We start from the raw sequence: 18,601 nt of genomic DNA, 5'->3' as shown, positions 1-18,601 counted from the left end.
TTTCATCTAAATTTTAGGGTAGTTCCTACAATGATATGGTTAACATCTAAAGTCGTCATGACTTTAAGTATTTTACTGTATAAGGAAATTAAGAAAAGACGTATGGAAGCTGAAGTTAAGGGTTAACTTAACGAATTGATTTAAAAGGGAGGCTTGCCTCCCTTTTTCTTTATCTGAATAAAATAGAAGTTGTTCAATCTAGATATCTTACAACGACTATTTTGAATTTTCCTGTGGAATAACCGTTAACAATATCGCAAGTTATTTCGGTTGCGCATCAATACATTGACCATTCACATCTGTTGTTTCAGGGTTCATCAAATGTAAATAAAGCGGCATAATGTCGATAGGTGCTTTTAATGTATTTGCATCTTCACCTGGGTACGCTTTCGCGCGCATGCGAGTTTGTGTCGCCCCTGGGTTAATAGCATTCACTCGAATTGCTGTATCTTCCAATTCATCGGCTAAAATCTGCATCATTCCTTCTGTGGCAAACTTAGATATAGCGTAAGTCCCCCAGAAAGTGCGACCAGAATGACCAACAGTTGAAGAGGTAAAAACAATTCTGCCAGCTTCAGACTTTTTGATGATAGGAAGTAATGCTTGAGTCATTAAAAACTCGGCTTTAACGTTTATTTGCATAACATCATCAAAAGTATCTTCATCAATCTGGTCAAATGGACTTAACGTGCCTAAAACGCCTGCGTTATGTAATAAGCCATCTAAACGACCAAATTGACCTTCAATCGTTTCTGCCATATCAATATAGTTTTGCTTTGTTGCCCCTTTTAGATCAAGGGGGATAATTGCCGCCTGTGGGTAACCCGCAGACTCAATTTCATCGTAAATGAATTCAAGGTTCTTAACATTACGACCGAGTAAAATTACCGTTGCCCCATGTTGAGCAAAACTAAGAGCAGCTTGGCGACCAATACCCGCTCCTGCTCCTGTAACTAAAATTACTTTATCTTTGAGGGCATCTTTAGAGATTGGGTAATCCACTGTGCGCATCCTTCTTTTAATTATGTAAGTCATTCCATTGATGTTTTATCACACAGATAACCTCAGGAATGAGTAGAAATTCTTGGTAATCGTGACAAGATCGTTACAATACACTAATTCATACATTAGGGGATATGACATTGGAATTTTTGTTGGACTACGGCTTGTTTTTAGCCAAGATTGCGACAGTCGTAATTGCCATTATTGCTATTTTAGTTATTGCTAAATCAGTAGGTGGAAAATCAAGTGCGATAAAAGGTGAATTGGAAATCACTAACCTATCAGAGCACCATAAACAAACGATTGAGCAGTTAGAGCATCATTTGCATGATGAAGCTTTTATTAAAGCTCGCGATAAAGCTGAAAAGAAAACAGAAAAAGAAAAAAACAAATCTCGTGATAAAGAAATCAAAAAAGCCGCAAAAGAAGGTGAGTTAGATAGCAAGCGTGAAGCTCACCTGTTTGTTCTAGATTTCAATGGCAGCATTGATGCAAAAGAAGTGGCTTCGTTACGTGAAGAGGTGACAGCGGTTATAGCGGTTGCACGTGAAGGCGACGAAGTTTTGCTTAAACTTGAATCGGGCGGTGGCATGGTACATGGTTATGGTCTAGCTTCTTCTCAGTTAGATCGTATTAAAGCTGCTGGTCTGCCTCTTACTATTTCTGTTGATAAAGTCGCGGCAAGTGGTGGCTACATGATGGCATGTATCGCAGACAAAATTGTTTCTGCACCGTTTGCGATTGTTGGTTCTATTGGCGTGATTGCTCAGCTACCTAATTTCAATAAGCTTCTTAAAAAGCATGATATTGAATTTGAACAGCTTACTGCGGGTGAGTATAAACGCACACTGACCATGTTTGGTGAGAACAGCGATAAAGCTCGTGAGAAGTTTAAAGAAGAGCTAGAAGAAACGTATGATCTGTTTAAAAATTTCATTCGAGATCATCGCCCAGCTTTAGATTTGGAAAAAGTAGCAACAGGCGAACACTGGTTTGGTACACAAGCTCATGAGTTAGGTCTTGTTGATGAACTTCGTACCTCAGATGATTTGGTGGTTGAGGCTTGTAAAGACAAAACTGTTTTGGCCATTAACTACGTACAAAAGAAAAAGCTGTCTGATAAATTGGCAGGTGTTGCTGGTAAATCGGCAGACAACGTATTAATGAAGCTAATTGAACGCGGTCAAAAGCCTATCGTTTAATTGAACATGTCAGTTTTGTGTTTCTACGGCATTCTTGATCCTGAAGTCGTTCACGATCCTTAAACTGTTTTCGAGATTGATAACTGTTCACGAAACTGGAAAATAGTAAAAGCGCACAGGTTTAGTCTGTGCGCTTTTTTATTGATAATTGAACAGCTACTAGGATTGTCTACTCTTAGCTTTCTTAGGTGAATTGCTTCTCTATTTCCATGTCCTAATACAGAGTTTAAATTTTCGCGCCATAGTCGTTACGTTTAGGGCAAGTTGCGAGTATTTCTCTGTGCCCCGTATCTTTTAGTTCTTCTAAGATGACGTCAAAGCCCCATAAACGATACAAGTGTTTTAATACCTCGTCATAGCCTTTATCTAAAGGAATGCGGTCATGTGGAACATATTGCAAAGTCATGGACCGGTCACCGCGTATATCAACATTGAACACTTGAATATTTGGCTCTAAGTTACTGAGGTTATATTGAGCAGCAAGTTTTTCTCTTATCAATCTATAGCCTGGCTCATCGTGAATTGCACTGACTTCAATATGGTTTTTCCTGTCATCATCAAGTATGGAAAAGAGTTTAAAGTCTCTGATTAATTTAGGTGAGAGATACTGGCTTATAAAGCTTTCATCTTTGAAGTTATGCATCGCAAAATGTAAAGAGTCTAACCAGTCGCTTCCTGCTAACTCAGGAAACCATTCTTTATCCTCATCTGTGGGCTCTTCACAAATTCTACGAATATCCCGAAACATGGCAAAGCCAAGCGCATAGGGGTTAATTCCACTAAAGTATGGGCTGTTGTATGCTGGTTGCGCTACAACACTGGTGTGGCTATGTAGAAATTCAAGAATGAACTTATCGCTAACTAAACCCTCATCATATAAATGGTTCAAGATGGTGTAGTGCCAATAAGTCGCCCATCCTTCATTCATCACTTGCGTCTGTTTTTGAGGGTAATAATACTGGCTGATTTTACGCACAATACGCACACATTCACGTTGCCATGGTTCAAGCAAAGGAGCATGTTTTTCGATGAAATAAAGAATGTTTTCTTGCGGTTCTGAAGGAAAACGAACTTTCAGATCTTCTTCCTTTTCTTTTGCCTTTGGTACCGTACGCCATAACTCATTTACTTGAGATTGTAAGTAAGCTTCTCTTTCTTCCTGCCTTGCGGTTTCTTCTGCGATAGATATTTTTTCTGGTCGTTTGTAGCGATCTACCCCGTAATTCATCAAAGCATGACAAGAGTCGAGCAGCTTTTCTACCTCTGAAACTCCGTACTTTTCTTCACAACTTGCGATGTATTTTTTAGCAAATAACAGGTAATCAATAATTGAACTAGCATCTGTCCAGGTTTGAAATAGGTAATTACCTTTGAAGAATGAGTTATGACCGTAACAAGCATGCGCCATTACAAGAGCTTGCATTGTGACCGTATTTTCTTCCATTAAATAAGCAATACAAGGGTCAGAATTGATGACGATCTCGTATGCCAACCCCATTTGACCGTGTTTGTAATTTTGCTCGGTTTGGATGAATTTCTTACCAAAGGACCAATGGTTATAATTGATAGGCATGCCGATGCTTGAATAAGCATCCATCATTTGTTCTGAAGTGATGACTTCAATTTGGTTTGGGTAGGTATCTAAGCGGTAATGCTCTGCAACGCGCTTAATTTCTACGTGATATTTCTCTAGTAGCTGAAAAGTCCAATCTGGTCCGTCAGGCAAAAGCTTACTTGTATCACGCGTTTTAGGCGCTGCTTGTGCGTTTGTTTTGCCTTTTTCGGCAACGTCTGGTTTCGTTGTCATGGCAAATCTCCTTACGCTGTCTCTTTCTTAAAGAGTTCCCTAAATACAGGGAAGATGTCATCGACCGTTTTGATATTCTTCATAGCAAAATTAGGAAAACTGGTTTCTAGCTTCTCGTATTCATGCCATAAAGTTTGGTGAGAACGGCGTGTAATTTCTATATAAGAATAATACTGGCAGTTTGGTAAGAGCTTATTCACCAGCAATTCTTTACATCTTGGTGAGTCATCAGCCCAGTTATCTCCATCAGAGGCTTGTGCTGCATAAATGTTCCATTCTCCGACTGGGTAGCGATCTGCAATTATTTCGTTCATTAATTTCAATGCACTAGAAACAATCGTGCCACCTGTCTCTTGTGAATAGAAAAATTCATGCTCATCCACTTCTTTGGCTTGAGTGTGATGACGAATGAATACCACATCTACATTTTCGTAAGTTCGATTTAAAAATAGGTACAGCAACACGTAGAAGCGTTTTGCAATATCTTTGGTTGCTTGGTCCATAGAGCCAGAGACATCCATCAAACAGAACATGACAGCCTGGCTTGAAGGAATAGGGCGCTTTTCATAGTTCTTATAACGTAAATCAAACGTGTCAATGAAAGGTACGCTCTCAATTCTCTTTTTTAGAGCGGCTATTTCATCTTTTATACGTGTCTCTTCGAACGGTTGCGCGGGCTCTTTCATTTGTATTTGGTCAAGCATATCTATCAACTCATTAAGTTGACGTCTTTTTCCTGCTGTCATTGCTGTGCGGCGCGCGAGCGACTGTTGCAATGAACGAACAATTGCAATATTTGAAGGAATCCCCGCCGTTTTATAACCAGAGCGATGCGTTTTCCATTCGGTGATCTTATTCATCTGGTTTTTTTCCAGATTAGGCAACTCTAAATCTTCAAATAAAATATCTAAGTATTCATCTTTAGAAATCTGAAAAGTGAACTCATCTTGACCTTCACCATCTTGACTAGCATCACCTTGCCCAGATCCTCCGCCTTGCCCGCCACCTTTAGGGCGATCAATCTTATCGCCCGTGATGAATTGGTCATTGCCTGGATGTACACGTTCTCTCATTCCACCTTGCCCTTGGTGGAAAGTTGGTTCTTTTATGTCTTTATGTGGAATCGTAACGTCTTCACCTGATTCAGTATTCGTAATTGAACGTCGATTCACTGCATCGGCCACAGATTCCTTTATTTGCTCTTTATGGCGCCTTAAGAAACGCTGCCTATTCACAGCGCTCTTATTTTTTCCATTGAGCCTTCGATCGATAAATTGAGCCATAGATCCCCCTCTAAGTATTGTCGTTGTGATCCTACTTTTATGAGGATTTACGAACTCTTAGGTACCATTCAGAAAGCAGCCTAACTTGTTTCTCGGTGTAACCTTTTTCCATCATGCGAGCAACGAAGTCGTCATGCTTTTTCTGATCTTCTGAAGACGTTTTTGCATTAAAGGAAATAACTGGTAGTAGCTCTTCTGTGTTTGAGAACATTTTTTTCTCAATGACAGTACGCAGTTTCTCGTAGCTAGTCCAAACTGGATTAAGACCATTGTTATTTGCTTTAGCTCGAAGAACAAAGTTGACGATTTCATTACGGAAGTCTTTAGGGTTACTGATACCCGCAGTTTTCTCTATTTTTTCAAGTTCACCGTTAAGAGAGGCGCGATCAAATAACTGCCCCGTTTCAGGATCACGGTACTCTTGATCTTGAATCCAGAAATCAGCATAGGTGACATAGCGGTCAAAAATGTTTTGTCCGTATTCAGAATATGATTCTAAATAAGCCGTTTGAATTTCTTTACCGATAAACTCAACGTAGCGAGGCACCAAGTAGCCTTTTAGATATTCTAAGTACTTCTCAGCTTGTTCTTGTGGGAACTGTTCACGTTCGATTTGTTGTTCAATAACGTAGAACAAGTGAACTGGGTTTGCAGCGACTTCTGCTTGGTCGAAATTGAATACACGAGATAGAATTTTAAAAGCGAAACGTGTAGATAGACCCGACATGCCTTCATCGACACCTGCATAGTCACGATACTCTTGGTAGCTTTTGGCTTTTGGATCGGTATCTTTGAGTGTTTCACCATCATAAACGCGCATTTTAGAGAATAATGATGAGTTTTCTGGCTCTTTTAGACGAGAAAGAATACTGAACTGAGAAAGCAGCTCTAGGGTGCTTGGTGAGCATGGAGCTTTAGACAGTTCACTGTGTTCCAGTAGTTTTTGGTAGATTTTGACTTCTTCAGACACTCTTAAGCAATAAGGCACTTTCACAATATAAACACGATCAAGGAAAGCTTCATTGTTTTTGTTATTGCGGAAGGTTTGCCATTCAGATTCATTTGAGTGAGCTAGGATCATGCCGTCAAATGGTAAAGCAGAGAGCCCCTCAGTACCATTGAAGTTACCTTCTTGAGTCGCGGTTAATAATGGGTGTAAGACTTTGATCGGTGCCTTAAACATTTCAACAAATTCCATAAGCCCTTGGTTCGCTTTACATAAAGCACCAGAGTAGCTGTAGGCATCAGGATCATCTTGCGAGAAATGTTCAAGCTGGCGAATGTCTACTTTACCCACAAGTGAGGAAATATCTTGATTGTTTTCGTCACCTGGCTCTGTTTTAGCAATCGCTAATTGGTCGAGGATTGAAGGGCGAACTTTGATCACTTTGAATTTAGATATGTCACCACCGAATTCATGTAAACGTTTCGCTGCCCAAGGAGACATGATTGAACGAACATAACGTTTTTCAATGCCGTACTCTTTCTTCAATAGCTCGCCATCTTCATTGACGTCAAATAAGCAGAAAGGGTGATCATTGACAGGGCTACGCTCTCCATTAGCAGAAAGTACGTAAACAGGCATCTTTTGCATTAATGCTTTTAGCTTCTCAGCTAAAGAGGATTTACCGCCACCAACAGGACCAAGTAGATACAAGATTTGTTTGCGTTCTTCTAAACCTTGAGCCGCATGTTTTAGGTAAGAAACGATTTGTTCAATGGCATCTTCCATACCATAGAAATCTTCAAACTCTTTATATCGAGAAATGACTCGGTTAGAAAAAATCCGACTGAGCCAAGGGTCTTGTGCGGTATCAATGATTTCTGGCTCGCCAATAGCAAGTAATAGACGTTCAGCAGCATTTGCGTATGCGCTTTTATCATCTTTACATAGTGCAAGAAAATCTTGCAGCGTCAGCTCTTCTTCTTTAGCTGCCTCATAGCGTGATTGATAATGGTCAAAAATACTCATAGTCACATTCCCCTTGTTAACCAGTCATACTGACGAGCGGTTGAAAATAGATTTTCCCTTACATTTAAGACTAGACCTGACTCTACAATTTTGCTTAACAATTATGTATTTATTTGTATTTAGAGGTGTGACTTGAGGAGTAAAGGGTAGGTGTAGCTTGTTAGCTGCCATTTTAAAAAAGTGAAGTATGTAAAATGTTAATGCTTGAAGGATCACTAATTACAGTTCAAGGTGTGTTTTTACATGTTTTGATAAATATTTATGGTCTCATTGTTTTTTGGTATAGGGTTCCATATAATAAATGAAAATTACTCTGCTCATATAGCTCAAAGAAATAGGAACTCAAAATGAAAAATAGTTGGTTTAAAACGTGCTGTATTAGCGCAGCAATATTGATGACAACTACAGCACAGGCGAAGATCTCTCAGTGGTCGCTAGGTGCTGCTGCATCGTATTCACCAGCTGTTTATATTGATACCCCTTCGAACCAAGCCGTTATTCCACTAGTTGGCTATGAAGGTGAGCACTTTTTCATGCGTGGTTTTAGTGCTGGATACAGGCTGTTGCCAGCAGGCAGCCCGCAAAATATTATTTTCAGAGCTTTCTATGACCCGAGAACGTTAAAGCCGAGTGATTCTGACAATACAGATATGCGATTGCTGGATGAGAGAAAAGCATCGATTCTTGGTGGTGTGAGTTATCAAGTCATTACGCTGGTGGGTATGTTTGAAGCAACTGCCGGCTCAGACATTGGTGCTAAGCATAATGGTATTTACGCTGAAGCCGCTTGGCGTTTACCTATTCGCCGCAAAGGCTGGGCTATTACACCAGCAATTGGTTACGCATATAACAGCGAACGCCTTAATAATCACTTGTACGGTGTGAGTAAAGAAGAAGCGCAACGTGTGGCAAATGATGGTAATGGCACAATCAGTTCATTTGATGCCGATTGGGATGGTCAATATTTCGTTGGTTTAAGTGCTTATGCTCATGTTACGCCAAACATTCGTGTCACTGGTGGCATTCGTTACACAAATCTTGAAGGTGATATTGAGAAAAGCCCGATAATTGAAAGTGGTGTAAATACTACCGCTAACGTCGGTGTTGCTTACGTTTTTTAAGCGTTATTGAACAGATATTAAAAGGGGTAGATACCAACGTATCTACCCCTTTCTTTTTTCTGTTAACTTTTCTTTGAGTCTTTCGCAAAAAGATAAAGCCTAATCTAAACCGTATGATTTCAATTAGACTGATTTAGTTAAGCATTAAAAATTTGGCTTAGCTCTGTAGAGCATAAGTGGTATTGGCGAGGACAATTGCGCCATGTGGTAAGCATTCTGCGGTATTTTTCTAGCATTGGCATTTGGCTGTTAAAGTGGTGGTCAGCTTTATCGAATTGAGGGTATAGCCCTTCAGAATCGATAAGGAAGCGCACGTAATTTACAGATTGTGCTTCTGAAGCAATATCAAATCCTAAGAACTGTAGACGGCGTTGATCAACGTCTTGGCGTTCTGAGTCTGCAAGCATTTTGTTTGACTCTTGCATCGCATGGTACATTTCCATGATATCGATAGTTTCACGACATTCACTTTCTGTTAAACAACCAAATTCCTTGTTGAGTTCTCTCATTTGAAGCTCGTAACCACGTTCTACAATTGTTTGTAGACGTTGGTATTTCGCAGAATTCTCAGGGTCCATTTGAGACATAAGCTTATATTGATTTGATAGGATTAGACGCTGAGCATTGGTCATTTCCATAAGGGAAACCTCACTAAAAACTAAATGTAATATTATTTTGTTGAAGTAAGATTAACAGTAATCACACTTACAGAAACATGATCTCAACACGGATTTAATACGATTATTTGAAACTATAAACAAATCTTGTAAGAAAAAATGAAGATAAATTAGATTATCTTCTATTAGACATTGCATTAATTTTGATAGGGAAGGTGGGTGAGGAAAGGTGCAATAAAAAAGCGCCATAACGTAGGTTGATGGCGCTTCATTCTTATCAAGCTATCAAGCTAAGTTAATACTTAACGTTTGGATGGTATTGTTTTAGAACTGTAACGATTTCGTCCATCAGCTCTTTACTTGGCGGGTTAACACCATCAAGAGGGTATTCATTACCCATAGCTTCCCATTTGTGAGCGCCAAGTTTATGGTAAGGCAGTAGTTCTACTTTTTCGATGTTATCCATATCTTTAATGAATTCACCAAGTAGGTGAGCATCTTCAGGAGTGTCTGTATAACCTGGAACAACAACATAACGGATCCAAGTTTTTTTACCAATCTTATGCAAGTAGCGAGCAAAATCTAAAGTTCGTTTATTTGAAACACCAATGAAGTCATGATGGATTTCATCACGCATGTGCTTTAAATCTAGCATCACTAAATCAGTAGCTTCTAATACTTCGTCTACAACATCAGTATGCTTACGAATATAGCCATTAGTATCAAGACAAGTGTGGATGCCTTCAGCTTGCGCAGCTTGAAAAAAGTCACGTACAAATTCAGGTTGAAGCATCGCTTCGCCGCCTGAGCAAGTAATGCCGCCGCCAGAAGCTTTCATAAAATGACGGTACGATTTGGCTTCAGTGATAATCTCTTCGACAGTCACCTCTTTTCCACCGTGAGTATCCCATGTATCGCGATTATGGCAGTACATACAGCGCATTAAGCACCCTTGAAGGAACACAATAAAGCGGATTCCAGGGCCATCGACAGTACCACAAGATTCGAAAGAGTGAATGCGACCAATTGTAGACATGAGCTATTCTCGTATAGGAATTTATGTGGTCATTTTATTACAAAAACGGTACATAAAATAGGGTCAAATCGGCAGAAGCCCCTAAAAATAAAGGCAATAAGCCTTTCGGTTTATTGCCTTTATTTATAAATTAATCACAGCTTTAATGTCGCGTAAATACTGTTAGAAGAAAGTAAAGAAAGTCACGCCGCCTGTTGTGTATATTTTTTCTTTCGCTTCTTCGTAGTCAGGTGTTTTTACGGTAAGAGCAAAAGCTGCACCAACGTGCTGGTTATACCATGCGACACCTGCAACAGCAGTTGCTTGAACATGTTCTAATGTGACATCGTAAATCGCTGGGTTTTGACCATTATCGTGTGCGTATTTATCAACACCAGATCGATCGCCTTCAATCGTTAGATCATTAAATCGGTAGCGGCCTTCAAGACCAGCATAAGTAAACCAGCCGTTATTCGATGCGCCAATCATACCTGGTCTAAACGGGTTCTCTGTTGTTATCGTTGCTGCACCAAAGTTACCGCCTAAATCTGTTCCCCAGCGCATCATAAAACCGGTAGAAACATCACTACGGAAGTTACCAACGTTTACTTCGATGATGTTGGAAACTTCCCAATCAGTATTCGCAATGGCTTGAGAACGTAGCAGATTAAGGTGAGTCAAGTATCCAACGCTACCTGCGTATTCATCATCAATTTGATATTCCCAGCCCAGAGGGTCGTCAGACTTGGTGATGGAATGCACCAGCTTTTGAGCGTCTGCAGATAAAGCTCTTTCACCAGTGGTGCCAAAAGTAATATTGAAACGCTGTGCTTGTTGTGGGTGTAAACTGATGTAGTTGATTTCAGTATGTAGGTAACCAGAATATGGGCGATCATTAGCTAAGGGAGTGTCAACTTCGATGTCTGAAGGCGTGTACATCTTATGACCGAGAGTGACTTCCCACTTATCTAAAGAAGACGCTCCCCAGTGTGAAAGGCTTAGTGGTTTTGCCCATTCATAAGGGGTAATTCCCGCAGAGGTATAAGAGAAGAAAAGACCATTGGTGTAGTCTTGATCGACACCAAAAATACCATCGTTATCTAAAGCGAAGGTTAACGTTGAGCGTTCTGATGCTAGTGATGAGAATGACAGAAGAATCAATGGTAAACAGCGAAGGTATTTCATGCAGTAACTTACTTTCTAATTATGAACCAAGATAGTACCGTAATTCGAATTTTGATGTGAAAAAAAAGTGGATGAAACAGTGTTTTTTTGCTCAAACTGATATTTAAAATAGTACAGCTAAATCGACTAATATTCTCCAAACATAAAAAAGCCCCGCACATTGGCAGGGCTAATATTAGTTTTACTGTCTAATTAGCGTGAAGCTTATAGAGACTCAGTAAATGTACGTGCGATTACGTCAGCTTGTTGCTCTGTAGTTAGAGAGTTGAAGCGTACAGCGTAACCAGAAACACGAATTGTTAACTGAGGGTATTTCTCAGGGTGCTTAACTGCGTCTTCAAGAGTTTCACGGTTAAGAACATTCACGTTAAGGTGTTGACCACCTTCAATGCCAGCTTCATGGTGGAAGTAACCATCCATTAGACCTGCAAGGTTAGCACGTTGGCTATCTTCTTCTTTACCTAGTGCGTTTGGCACGATAGAGAAAGTGTAAGAGATACCATCTTGTGCATCAGCAAACGGTAGTTTACCAACAGACGTTAGTGACGCTACAGCACCTTTCTCATCACGACCGTGCATTGGGTTAGCACCAGGAGCGAAAGGAGCACCAGCACGACGACCGTCTGGAGTGTTACCTGTTTTCTTACCGTATACAACGTTAGATGTAATAGTAAGAACTGACTGTGTAGGGATAGAGTTACGGTAAGTCTTAAGCTTACGGATTTTGTTCATGAACGTAGAAACAAGTTCACAAGCAATATCATCTACACGAGAGTCATTGTTACCGTATTTAGGGTAATCGCCTTCGATTTCGAAGTCTGTTGCAATGCCATCTTCGTCACGAACTGGTTTAACAGTTGCGTATTTGATTGCAGATAGTGAATCAGCAGCAACAGAAAGACCAGCAATACCACAAGCCATAGTACGGCGAACATCACGGTCATGAAGAGCCATTAGAGAAGCTTCGTAGCTGTACTTATCGTGCATGAAGTGAATGCTGTTTAGTGCAGTCACGTATTGCTTAGCTAACCAATCCATGAATGTGTCTAGGCGACCCATTACGTCATCGTAGTTAAGTACTTCATCTGTGATCTTGTCGCCAACTGGGCCAACTTGCATCTTAAGCTTCTCATCAACGCCGCCGTTGATTGCGTAAAGCATAGTTTTTGCAAGGTTAGCACGAGCGCCGAAGAACTGCATTTGCTTACCAACGATCATTGGTGATACACAACAAGCGATTGCGTAGTCATCAGAATCAAGGTCAGGACGCATTAGGTCATCATTTTCGTACTGGATAGAAGAAGTATCGATAGATACTTTCGCACAGAAACGTTTGAAGCCGTCAGGCAGTTGCTCAGACCAAAGAACCGTAATGTTTGGCTCTGGAGAAGGACCCATTGTGTATAGAGAGTTAAGGAAACGGAAGTTCGAACGCGTTACTAGCGTACGACCATCAATACCCATACCACCCATAGACTCTGTTGCCCAGATTGGGTCGCCAGAGAATAGCTCATCGTATTCAGGAGTACGTAGGAAACGAACCATACGTAGCTTCATTACGAAGTGATCGATCATTTCTTGAGCTTGGTCTTCAGTGATCTTGCCAGCAGCGATATCACGCTCGATGTAGATGTCTAGGAAAGTCGAAGTACGACCTAAAGACATTGCAGCACCGTTTTGAGATTTAACAGCAGCTAGGTAGCCGAAGTAAGTCCACTGGATAGCTTCTTGAGCAGTTTGAGCTGGCTCAGAGATATCGAAGCCGTATGTAGCAGCCATTTGCTTGATTTGACCTAGAGCGCGATGTTGCTCAGAGATCTCTTCACGAAGTTGCATTGTTGCAGCAAGGTCTTCGCCGTTTTCGAAACGCTCTTGAAGAGAAGCGAATTGAGCTGCTTTGTCTTTCATTAGGAAATCAATACCGTAAAGTGCTACGCGACGGTAATCACCAATGATACGACCACGGCCGTAAGCATCAGGAAGACCAGTCAGAACACCAGACTTACGACATTTTAGGATATCAGGCGTGTAGATATCGAAAACACCAGCATTGTGTGTTTTACGGTATTCTGAATAGATTTTTGAAACCATTGGGTCAAGAGTTTCACCGTATGCTTTACAAGAACCTTCAACCATACGTACACCACCGTTAGGGATGATTGCACGTTTTAGAGGTTTTTCAGTTTGTAGACCTACGATAGTTTCAAGATCTTTTTGGATGTAGCCTGCATCATGAGAAGTGATGGTAGAGATAACAGATGTATCAAAATCTACAGGTGCTTTAGTTGCGTTTTCCTGTTTGATACCTTCCATTACCGAAGCCCAAAGCGTATTAGTCGCTTCAGTACCCTCAGAAACTAGGAAAGATTCATCACCTTCAAATGGCGTATAGTTCTTTTGAATGAAATCACGAACGTTTACTTCACTTTGCCACTCACCTGCAGCAAAATCTTCCCAAGCTTTAGCAAATTGCTCTGCCATGACATACCTACCTTTTTAGTAGAAAAAAAAAGTACTTTAACACTGTTGAGCCAGTGCCCCTGACGGGTAGTACACTCTTATTAATAACAATATGTATTATCACATTTATTTCATATGATTATATATATTGTCATTATTACTTTAAATGGTGTCTCATTTCTATGTATTCAAGATTACGCTAAAATTTTTTTGCAAAACTTAAACTAAATCAATAAATGCTAACAAAAGTTGAAAAATAACTAAAAAAGTTGGGTGGTAGGCTTTACCACCCAAACTATTGTTTAAGCTGCTGAGCGAATCTTGCTTATATTACGTATTCGCCAAGCAACTTAGGGCAATTTATAGCCAAGCTTTAAGACCGTATTGACCTTCAAGCATACCTACAGCAAGCATTGCTACTAAACAGATAACTAATACACCAACTGGGATTACAAATTTGTCTACAAATGATAGACGCTTCGCACGTTCTTTGTCGCCAATTAGACCGTTATTATCAAGAAGCATGGTTAATGCCCAAGCTAATACAGGGTTAACAACTGCAGAACCAAAGATACAGATACCTGCGGCTTGAGAATCTTTCGAATCTTTAACCATTTGCATACCAGCCTCAAGCAGAGGAAGTGATACACCAACAAGTAGAGCAACACGCATTACTGGTGGCCATACCGCTACATCCATTGGGAAACCAAGGATTGCAACAATAATACATAGAGAACCAAGTAAGATTGCGCCGCCAGGAATTGGACGTTTTGCGATTGCAGCAGGGATCATGTAAGTACCCCAAGACGATGTGATGTTACCACCACCAACCGCAGTACCAACCATTTGACGAACAGAACACATAGTCATTGTGTCATCAACATCCATCAGTACTTTTTCAGACTTTCTTGGGTAGTTCAGTTCTTGGAAGATACGGTGACCTAGGAAATCAGGTGACCACATAGCAACAGCAAGAATGGCAAACGGTAGAGAGGCAATGAAGTGCTCAACGTTTGGTAAACCAAGCATCCAACCTTCAGAAGTGGAACCCCACCAGTAAACTGGGTTTAGGTTCGGGATACCCATTTCAGTTTCAAATACAATGTCGAAACCTGCGCCCAGGGCCAATGCGATAGCAAGACCTGTAAATGCACAAACTGGGATAGCTAACCAACGCTTATTTACTTTTGCTAAGAAAGCGTAGATAGCAATAGTAATAGCAAGAACGATTAAACCAACGTAACCCATGCTGCCAGCTTCAACAGTCGAAGACTGAAGACCAACTGCCCAAGCTTGGATAGAGTTGATTTGGCTCATGGTACCTGTGAGACCTAAGAAAATGAGCAAGCCACCTGCCGTACCTTCAGATGTGAGGTTTACAAGTTTAGAACCGCCTTTTAGGAAACTTAGGATTAAACCGAAGACACCGATAAGGATTGCCAATGCAAGAGGGTGAGCACCAGCTAGAGCGATGGTACCGATAAGGGGAATCATTGGGCCGTGGTTACCGGCAAGGTTCGCTTTCGGGTTAAAGAAACCTGAAGCAAGAATACAGAAGAGCAGTGCAGGGATAAGCATTTCTACACGAGCAACTTCAATTGCAAACTCTTTACCAAGGTTTACATGATCCCAGGCTTGAGTCAGGCCATCAGCCCAAGACATCATTACTGCAGAGTACATCGCGATAATGCCGATGGTACCCGCAAGAGCTGGGACTAAATCTTCAAGTTCGAATCGGAAGTCACGACCTGGCAAATTCAATTTAAAGCGACGTGGCTTCATGATTTGCAGTTCGTGGTCTAGGTAATCTGAGCGGTTTTCAAACTCAGATGCAGGTCGGTGGAGCTCTTGATAGCTTTTCTCTTCTACTTCAGAGTTCGTATTGTTGACAACGTCTGACATAGATTCCTCATATTTTAATTGTTAGTAATTCTAAAACTGAATTCTATAAACCCGCATCCTGCGGTATTTCCTTTATGACTCAACCGCCAAATAGCTGTTGCACGTCATGCATGTGCTTAATATAGCTAAATTGAGAGAAATGTCTGGTACTTTTTAGTACCTTAACTTTGCGTTGGAGTCTAACAAGCTTACCCTTTAGGGTGATTGATCTTGATCACTTTATGAGTGTATGTGAAAGAAAGCTACATAAGTGCTCAATTAGTTATATGTACGTTGAATAAAAGTGTAATTTTTTTTCATAACTTGACGTTTATACTCGAAAGACTAAGTTTTATGCGTATAGCTCAATAAATAGCGACTTATTGGCGTATTATTTGCTTAGTTATTGATAGTGATTAAATTTTGGCGAGCTGTTGCCACCGACAGGGATATAAAAATGAATACAACAAAAATGTTGCCGCTTGTGGCAGTAATGACAGGGCTATTGGCAGGTTGTGGCGGAAGCAGCAGCAGTGGAGGCGGTGCGCCGGCTGCACCGACTTATACATGGCAATTTGTTCATCTATATAGCGATGTAAAAACTACTGTTGGAGCGAGCTGTAGCATTTTTTCTGATGATCAAACTGTTGATGGTAATGTCATTGCCGCAAAAATTGCTGATGAAGGTTTCAATATCCTATATCACAATGCAGATGGTTCTGTGATTACAGATGAAACCATTACAGACATTCCAGCTACTGGTAAAGTGACGGTCAATAGCGCTCTGATTCCTGATGGTGGTTATGTTTCTCTTGAAGAAGTCGTTGGTGGGTTAGGCAGCCGAAATGATGTATATATGTTTACTGTCCAAAAAGAGCTAATGACAGATTTAGTTCTAAACGTAAGGCAGCAAGCGAATCGTTCAAATGATTGTTATCAAGGTGAACAATTTAATTTATCTTTGTCAGATACAGCAGCAGTAGCAGTTGCACAAAGCAGTGTTGACACAAGTTACTACCAATCAAGCTATATTGATTCTCGAGTTACTGGACATGAATTGTCTGCAAATATTCCTGTAAAAGCACCATTAAATGGGACTAAAAGCGTTTTGGTCACTGCATTTGATGCATTGGCAAGTAACCCTCAAGAATATAAAGAGTTAAAGCATTTCACTTTTGTTCCTTCAAACTCTATTTATGACTCAACCAACCCACCACCAAGCCTGCCATCGGTATCTATGGAGATGGTCGATATCGATGGTTTGAATATTATTCCAAATGGCTTCTCTATTGATAATACGAGTAACGTTGAATTAGCTTATGAGAATGAAGTGTATCAATGGCAACCTTTGTATGACAATGCAACGACTTTGTCTTATACAAGCAGCAACTTATCGGCTAATAGCTGGGGAGTGAAGGCTAATGGTACATCTACTAATGGAATGTGGGATGTAAATACTTTGACACCATTTGCTGGTGTAGATTTAAATTTATCGATTCCGTCAGTCAATGATTTTTCATCAACAGCAGTTGATAGTAGCTGTGTTGCTGATTTCTGTGTAAGTTCAGTGGGTTTCACACCTAATGATTTTGATTTGCAAAGAACTCACGTAAGAGGTGTTACCAGCCTTAATTACGACTTTTATCAAACAATCTTTGCCCCAGCAGATACTAGCCAAGCATTGATGGAAAGTTCGGTAGTGGCATTCCAACAAGTATCAACGGATAGAATTGAAGTTGGTGTTGCAAAATTGGATTTAGAAAATTCAAACTCTGTTTCTTGGTTTATGGAGAAAAACATCAATCTTCAAAGCATAGTTGACATCGATTTAGCTAACTTTACAGATGTAAATGGCTCTATCTCATTACCGACTCCGGTAAAAAATAGAAATATATCGTTACTTAGCGAGTCGATTGTAGCATTAGAAAATAGCGTCAATTAATGTGTGTTGATGTAACATAATTGAAACTAATTAAAGCCCCTTGATAGGGGCTTTTTTATAAATACTATTCACCAAAATGAGAGGAAAACGCTGTCTATTGCATAATCAATCAGAGTGAATTGCTATTTATTCTCATTTCTCAAGGTTAATAATTTGTTGCATGTTGTTTCTTGGGGTGCTAGTTTGTATCGCATGAAAAGGTCGGAGCACCTTGCAGTTATCATAGAACTTGGGAGAAAAAGCGCATGAAAGATGTACCGGCGCTGGATATAAAAGATCTGCATAAGACGTTTGGTCAAAATGAAGTGTTAAAAGGAATTTCACTTTCTGCGCACAAAGGAGACGTGGTATCTATCATCGGTTCTTCCGGTTCAGGTAAAAGTACTTTCCTAAGATGTATCAACCTTTTAGAAACACCAACTGCAGGCGAAATTTGGGTTAATGGTGAATTAATTCAAATGAAAAATAATCGCCAAGGGGTTTCTGTTCCTTCCAATGAAAAACAAGTTCAGCGTATTCGCTCTCGTCTTGCCATGGTATTCCAAGGTTTTAACCTATGGTCTCACTTAACAGTGCTTGAAAATGTCATTGAAGCGCCTGTTCATGTACTTGGTGTACCTAAAGCCCAAGCCATTGAGAATGCAGAATTACTACTGAAAAAAGTAGGCTTGTATGAGCGTAAAGATTATTACCCTGGCCATTTGTCTGGCGGGCAACAACAGCGTGCGGCAATTGCACGAGCATTAGCCGTTGACCCTGAAGTGATGCTATTTGATGAACCAACATCTGCACTTGATCCTGAGTTGGTTGGTGAAGTACTCGGCGTAATGCGAGATTTAGCGGAAGAAGGCAGAACGATGTTAGTGGTTACTCATGAAATGGCTTTTGCCCGCGACGTATCTAACCATGTGATGTTTTTACACCAAGGTTTAGTGGAAGAACAGGGTGACCCAGCTAAACTATTTACTCAGCCAGAATCTGAACGCTTACAACAATTTATATCGTCGATTTACTAAGGATTCGTTCTCCTTTGTAAACAGGCATTATATTAAAACAGCAATACTTAAATGATTAAGTGTTGTACTAACAATAAAACACAACATAAGAAACACAA

General features: G+C 40.3%; 13 protein-coding genes. 4 read left to right on the top strand and 9 right to left on the bottom strand.

All coding sequences use genetic code 11. The features are described from left to right. Positions 1-261: 261 nt before the first annotated feature. On the bottom strand, positions 262-1,002 hold the full coding sequence (locus F0226_RS01015; protein WP_171733879.1) for a YciK family oxidoreductase: 741 nt from the start codon (positions 1,000-1,002) through the stop codon (positions 262-264). A 134-nt stretch (positions 1,003-1,136) separates the two neighbouring features. Here F0226_RS01015 and sohB point away from each other — a divergent pair, with 134 nt between their 5' ends. After that, on the top strand, positions 1,137-2,204 hold the full coding sequence (gene sohB, locus F0226_RS01010) for a protease SohB (RefSeq protein ID WP_171733878.1): 1,068 nt from the start codon (positions 1,137-1,139) through the stop codon (positions 2,202-2,204). Between the two features lie 226 nt (positions 2,205-2,430). Here the strand turns inward: sohB and F0226_RS01005 are convergent, their stop codons facing one another. The 3 genes from F0226_RS01005 to F0226_RS00995 are packed head-to-tail and all read right to left on the bottom strand — an operon-like array spanning position 2,431 to position 7,266. Then, on the bottom strand, positions 2,431-4,011 hold the full coding sequence (locus F0226_RS01005) for a SpoVR family protein (RefSeq protein ID WP_171733877.1): 1,581 nt from the start codon (positions 4,009-4,011) through the stop codon (positions 2,431-2,433). Positions 4,012-4,022: 11 nt separating this feature from the next. Continuing rightward, positions 4,023-5,294: a YeaH/YhbH family protein gene (locus tag F0226_RS01000; protein WP_171733876.1), complete on the bottom strand. Its 1,272-nt coding sequence runs from the start codon at positions 5,292-5,294 to the stop codon at positions 4,023-4,025. A 37-nt stretch (positions 5,295-5,331) separates the two neighbouring features. After that, positions 5,332-7,266, bottom strand: a complete 1,935-nt coding sequence (locus tag F0226_RS00995; protein WP_171733875.1) for a PrkA family serine protein kinase — start codon at positions 7,264-7,266, stop codon at positions 5,332-5,334. Between the two features lie 347 nt (positions 7,267-7,613). Here F0226_RS00995 and F0226_RS00990 point away from each other — a divergent pair, with 347 nt between their 5' ends. Then, positions 7,614-8,387: a MipA/OmpV family protein gene (locus F0226_RS00990; protein WP_171733874.1), complete on the top strand. Its 774-nt coding sequence runs from the start codon at positions 7,614-7,616 to the stop codon at positions 8,385-8,387. A 137-nt stretch (positions 8,388-8,524) separates the two neighbouring features. On the opposite strand, the gene F0226_RS00985 is transcribed toward F0226_RS00990, so the two are convergent. The 5 genes from F0226_RS00985 to F0226_RS00965 all read right to left on the bottom strand — a co-directional run bounded on the left by F0226_RS00985 (position 8,525) and on the right by F0226_RS00965 (position 15,566). After that, positions 8,525-9,025: a YfbU family protein gene (locus F0226_RS00985; RefSeq protein WP_171733873.1), complete on the bottom strand. Its 501-nt coding sequence runs from the start codon at positions 9,023-9,025 to the stop codon at positions 8,525-8,527. Positions 9,026-9,299: 274 nt separating this feature from the next. Then, positions 9,300-10,040, bottom strand: coding sequence for a pyruvate formate lyase 1-activating protein (gene pflA / locus F0226_RS00980; RefSeq protein ID WP_171733872.1), 741 nt, complete (start codon positions 10,038-10,040; stop codon positions 9,300-9,302). Between the two features lie 162 nt (positions 10,041-10,202). Beyond that, complete coding sequence (locus tag F0226_RS00975) at positions 10,203-11,204, bottom strand: lipid A-modifier LpxR family protein (protein ID WP_171733871.1); 1,002 nt, start codon at positions 11,202-11,204, stop codon at positions 10,203-10,205. Positions 11,205-11,408: 204 nt separating this feature from the next. Continuing rightward, on the bottom strand, positions 11,409-13,685 hold the full coding sequence (gene pflB / locus F0226_RS00970; RefSeq protein ID WP_171733870.1) for a formate C-acetyltransferase: 2,277 nt from the start codon (positions 13,683-13,685) through the stop codon (positions 11,409-11,411). Positions 13,686-14,024: 339 nt separating this feature from the next. After that, positions 14,025-15,566: a DUF3360 family protein gene (locus tag F0226_RS00965; RefSeq protein WP_171733869.1), complete on the bottom strand. Its 1,542-nt coding sequence runs from the start codon at positions 15,564-15,566 to the stop codon at positions 14,025-14,027. A gap of 436 nt (positions 15,567-16,002) precedes the next feature. On the opposite strand from F0226_RS00965, the gene F0226_RS00960 reads away from it, so the two are divergent. Both F0226_RS00960 and F0226_RS00955 read left to right on the top strand, forming a co-directional pair. After that, the gene (locus tag F0226_RS00960; protein ID WP_171733868.1) at positions 16,003-17,487 is read left to right on the top strand and encodes a flagellar sheath protein A; all 1,485 of its coding nucleotides are present in this window, start codon (positions 16,003-16,005) and stop codon (positions 17,485-17,487) included. A 245-nt stretch (positions 17,488-17,732) separates the two neighbouring features. Next, positions 17,733-18,503, top strand: coding sequence for an ABC transporter ATP-binding protein (locus tag F0226_RS00955; protein WP_137372448.1), 771 nt, complete (start codon positions 17,733-17,735; stop codon positions 18,501-18,503). Positions 18,504-18,601: the final 98 nt, after the last annotated feature.

The organism is Vibrio sp. 99-70-13A1 (assembly GCF_013114625.1).
Lineage (GTDB): Bacteria > Pseudomonadota > Gammaproteobacteria > Enterobacterales > Vibrionaceae > Vibrio.
This window is presented reverse-complemented; position numbering and strand designations above follow the sequence as displayed.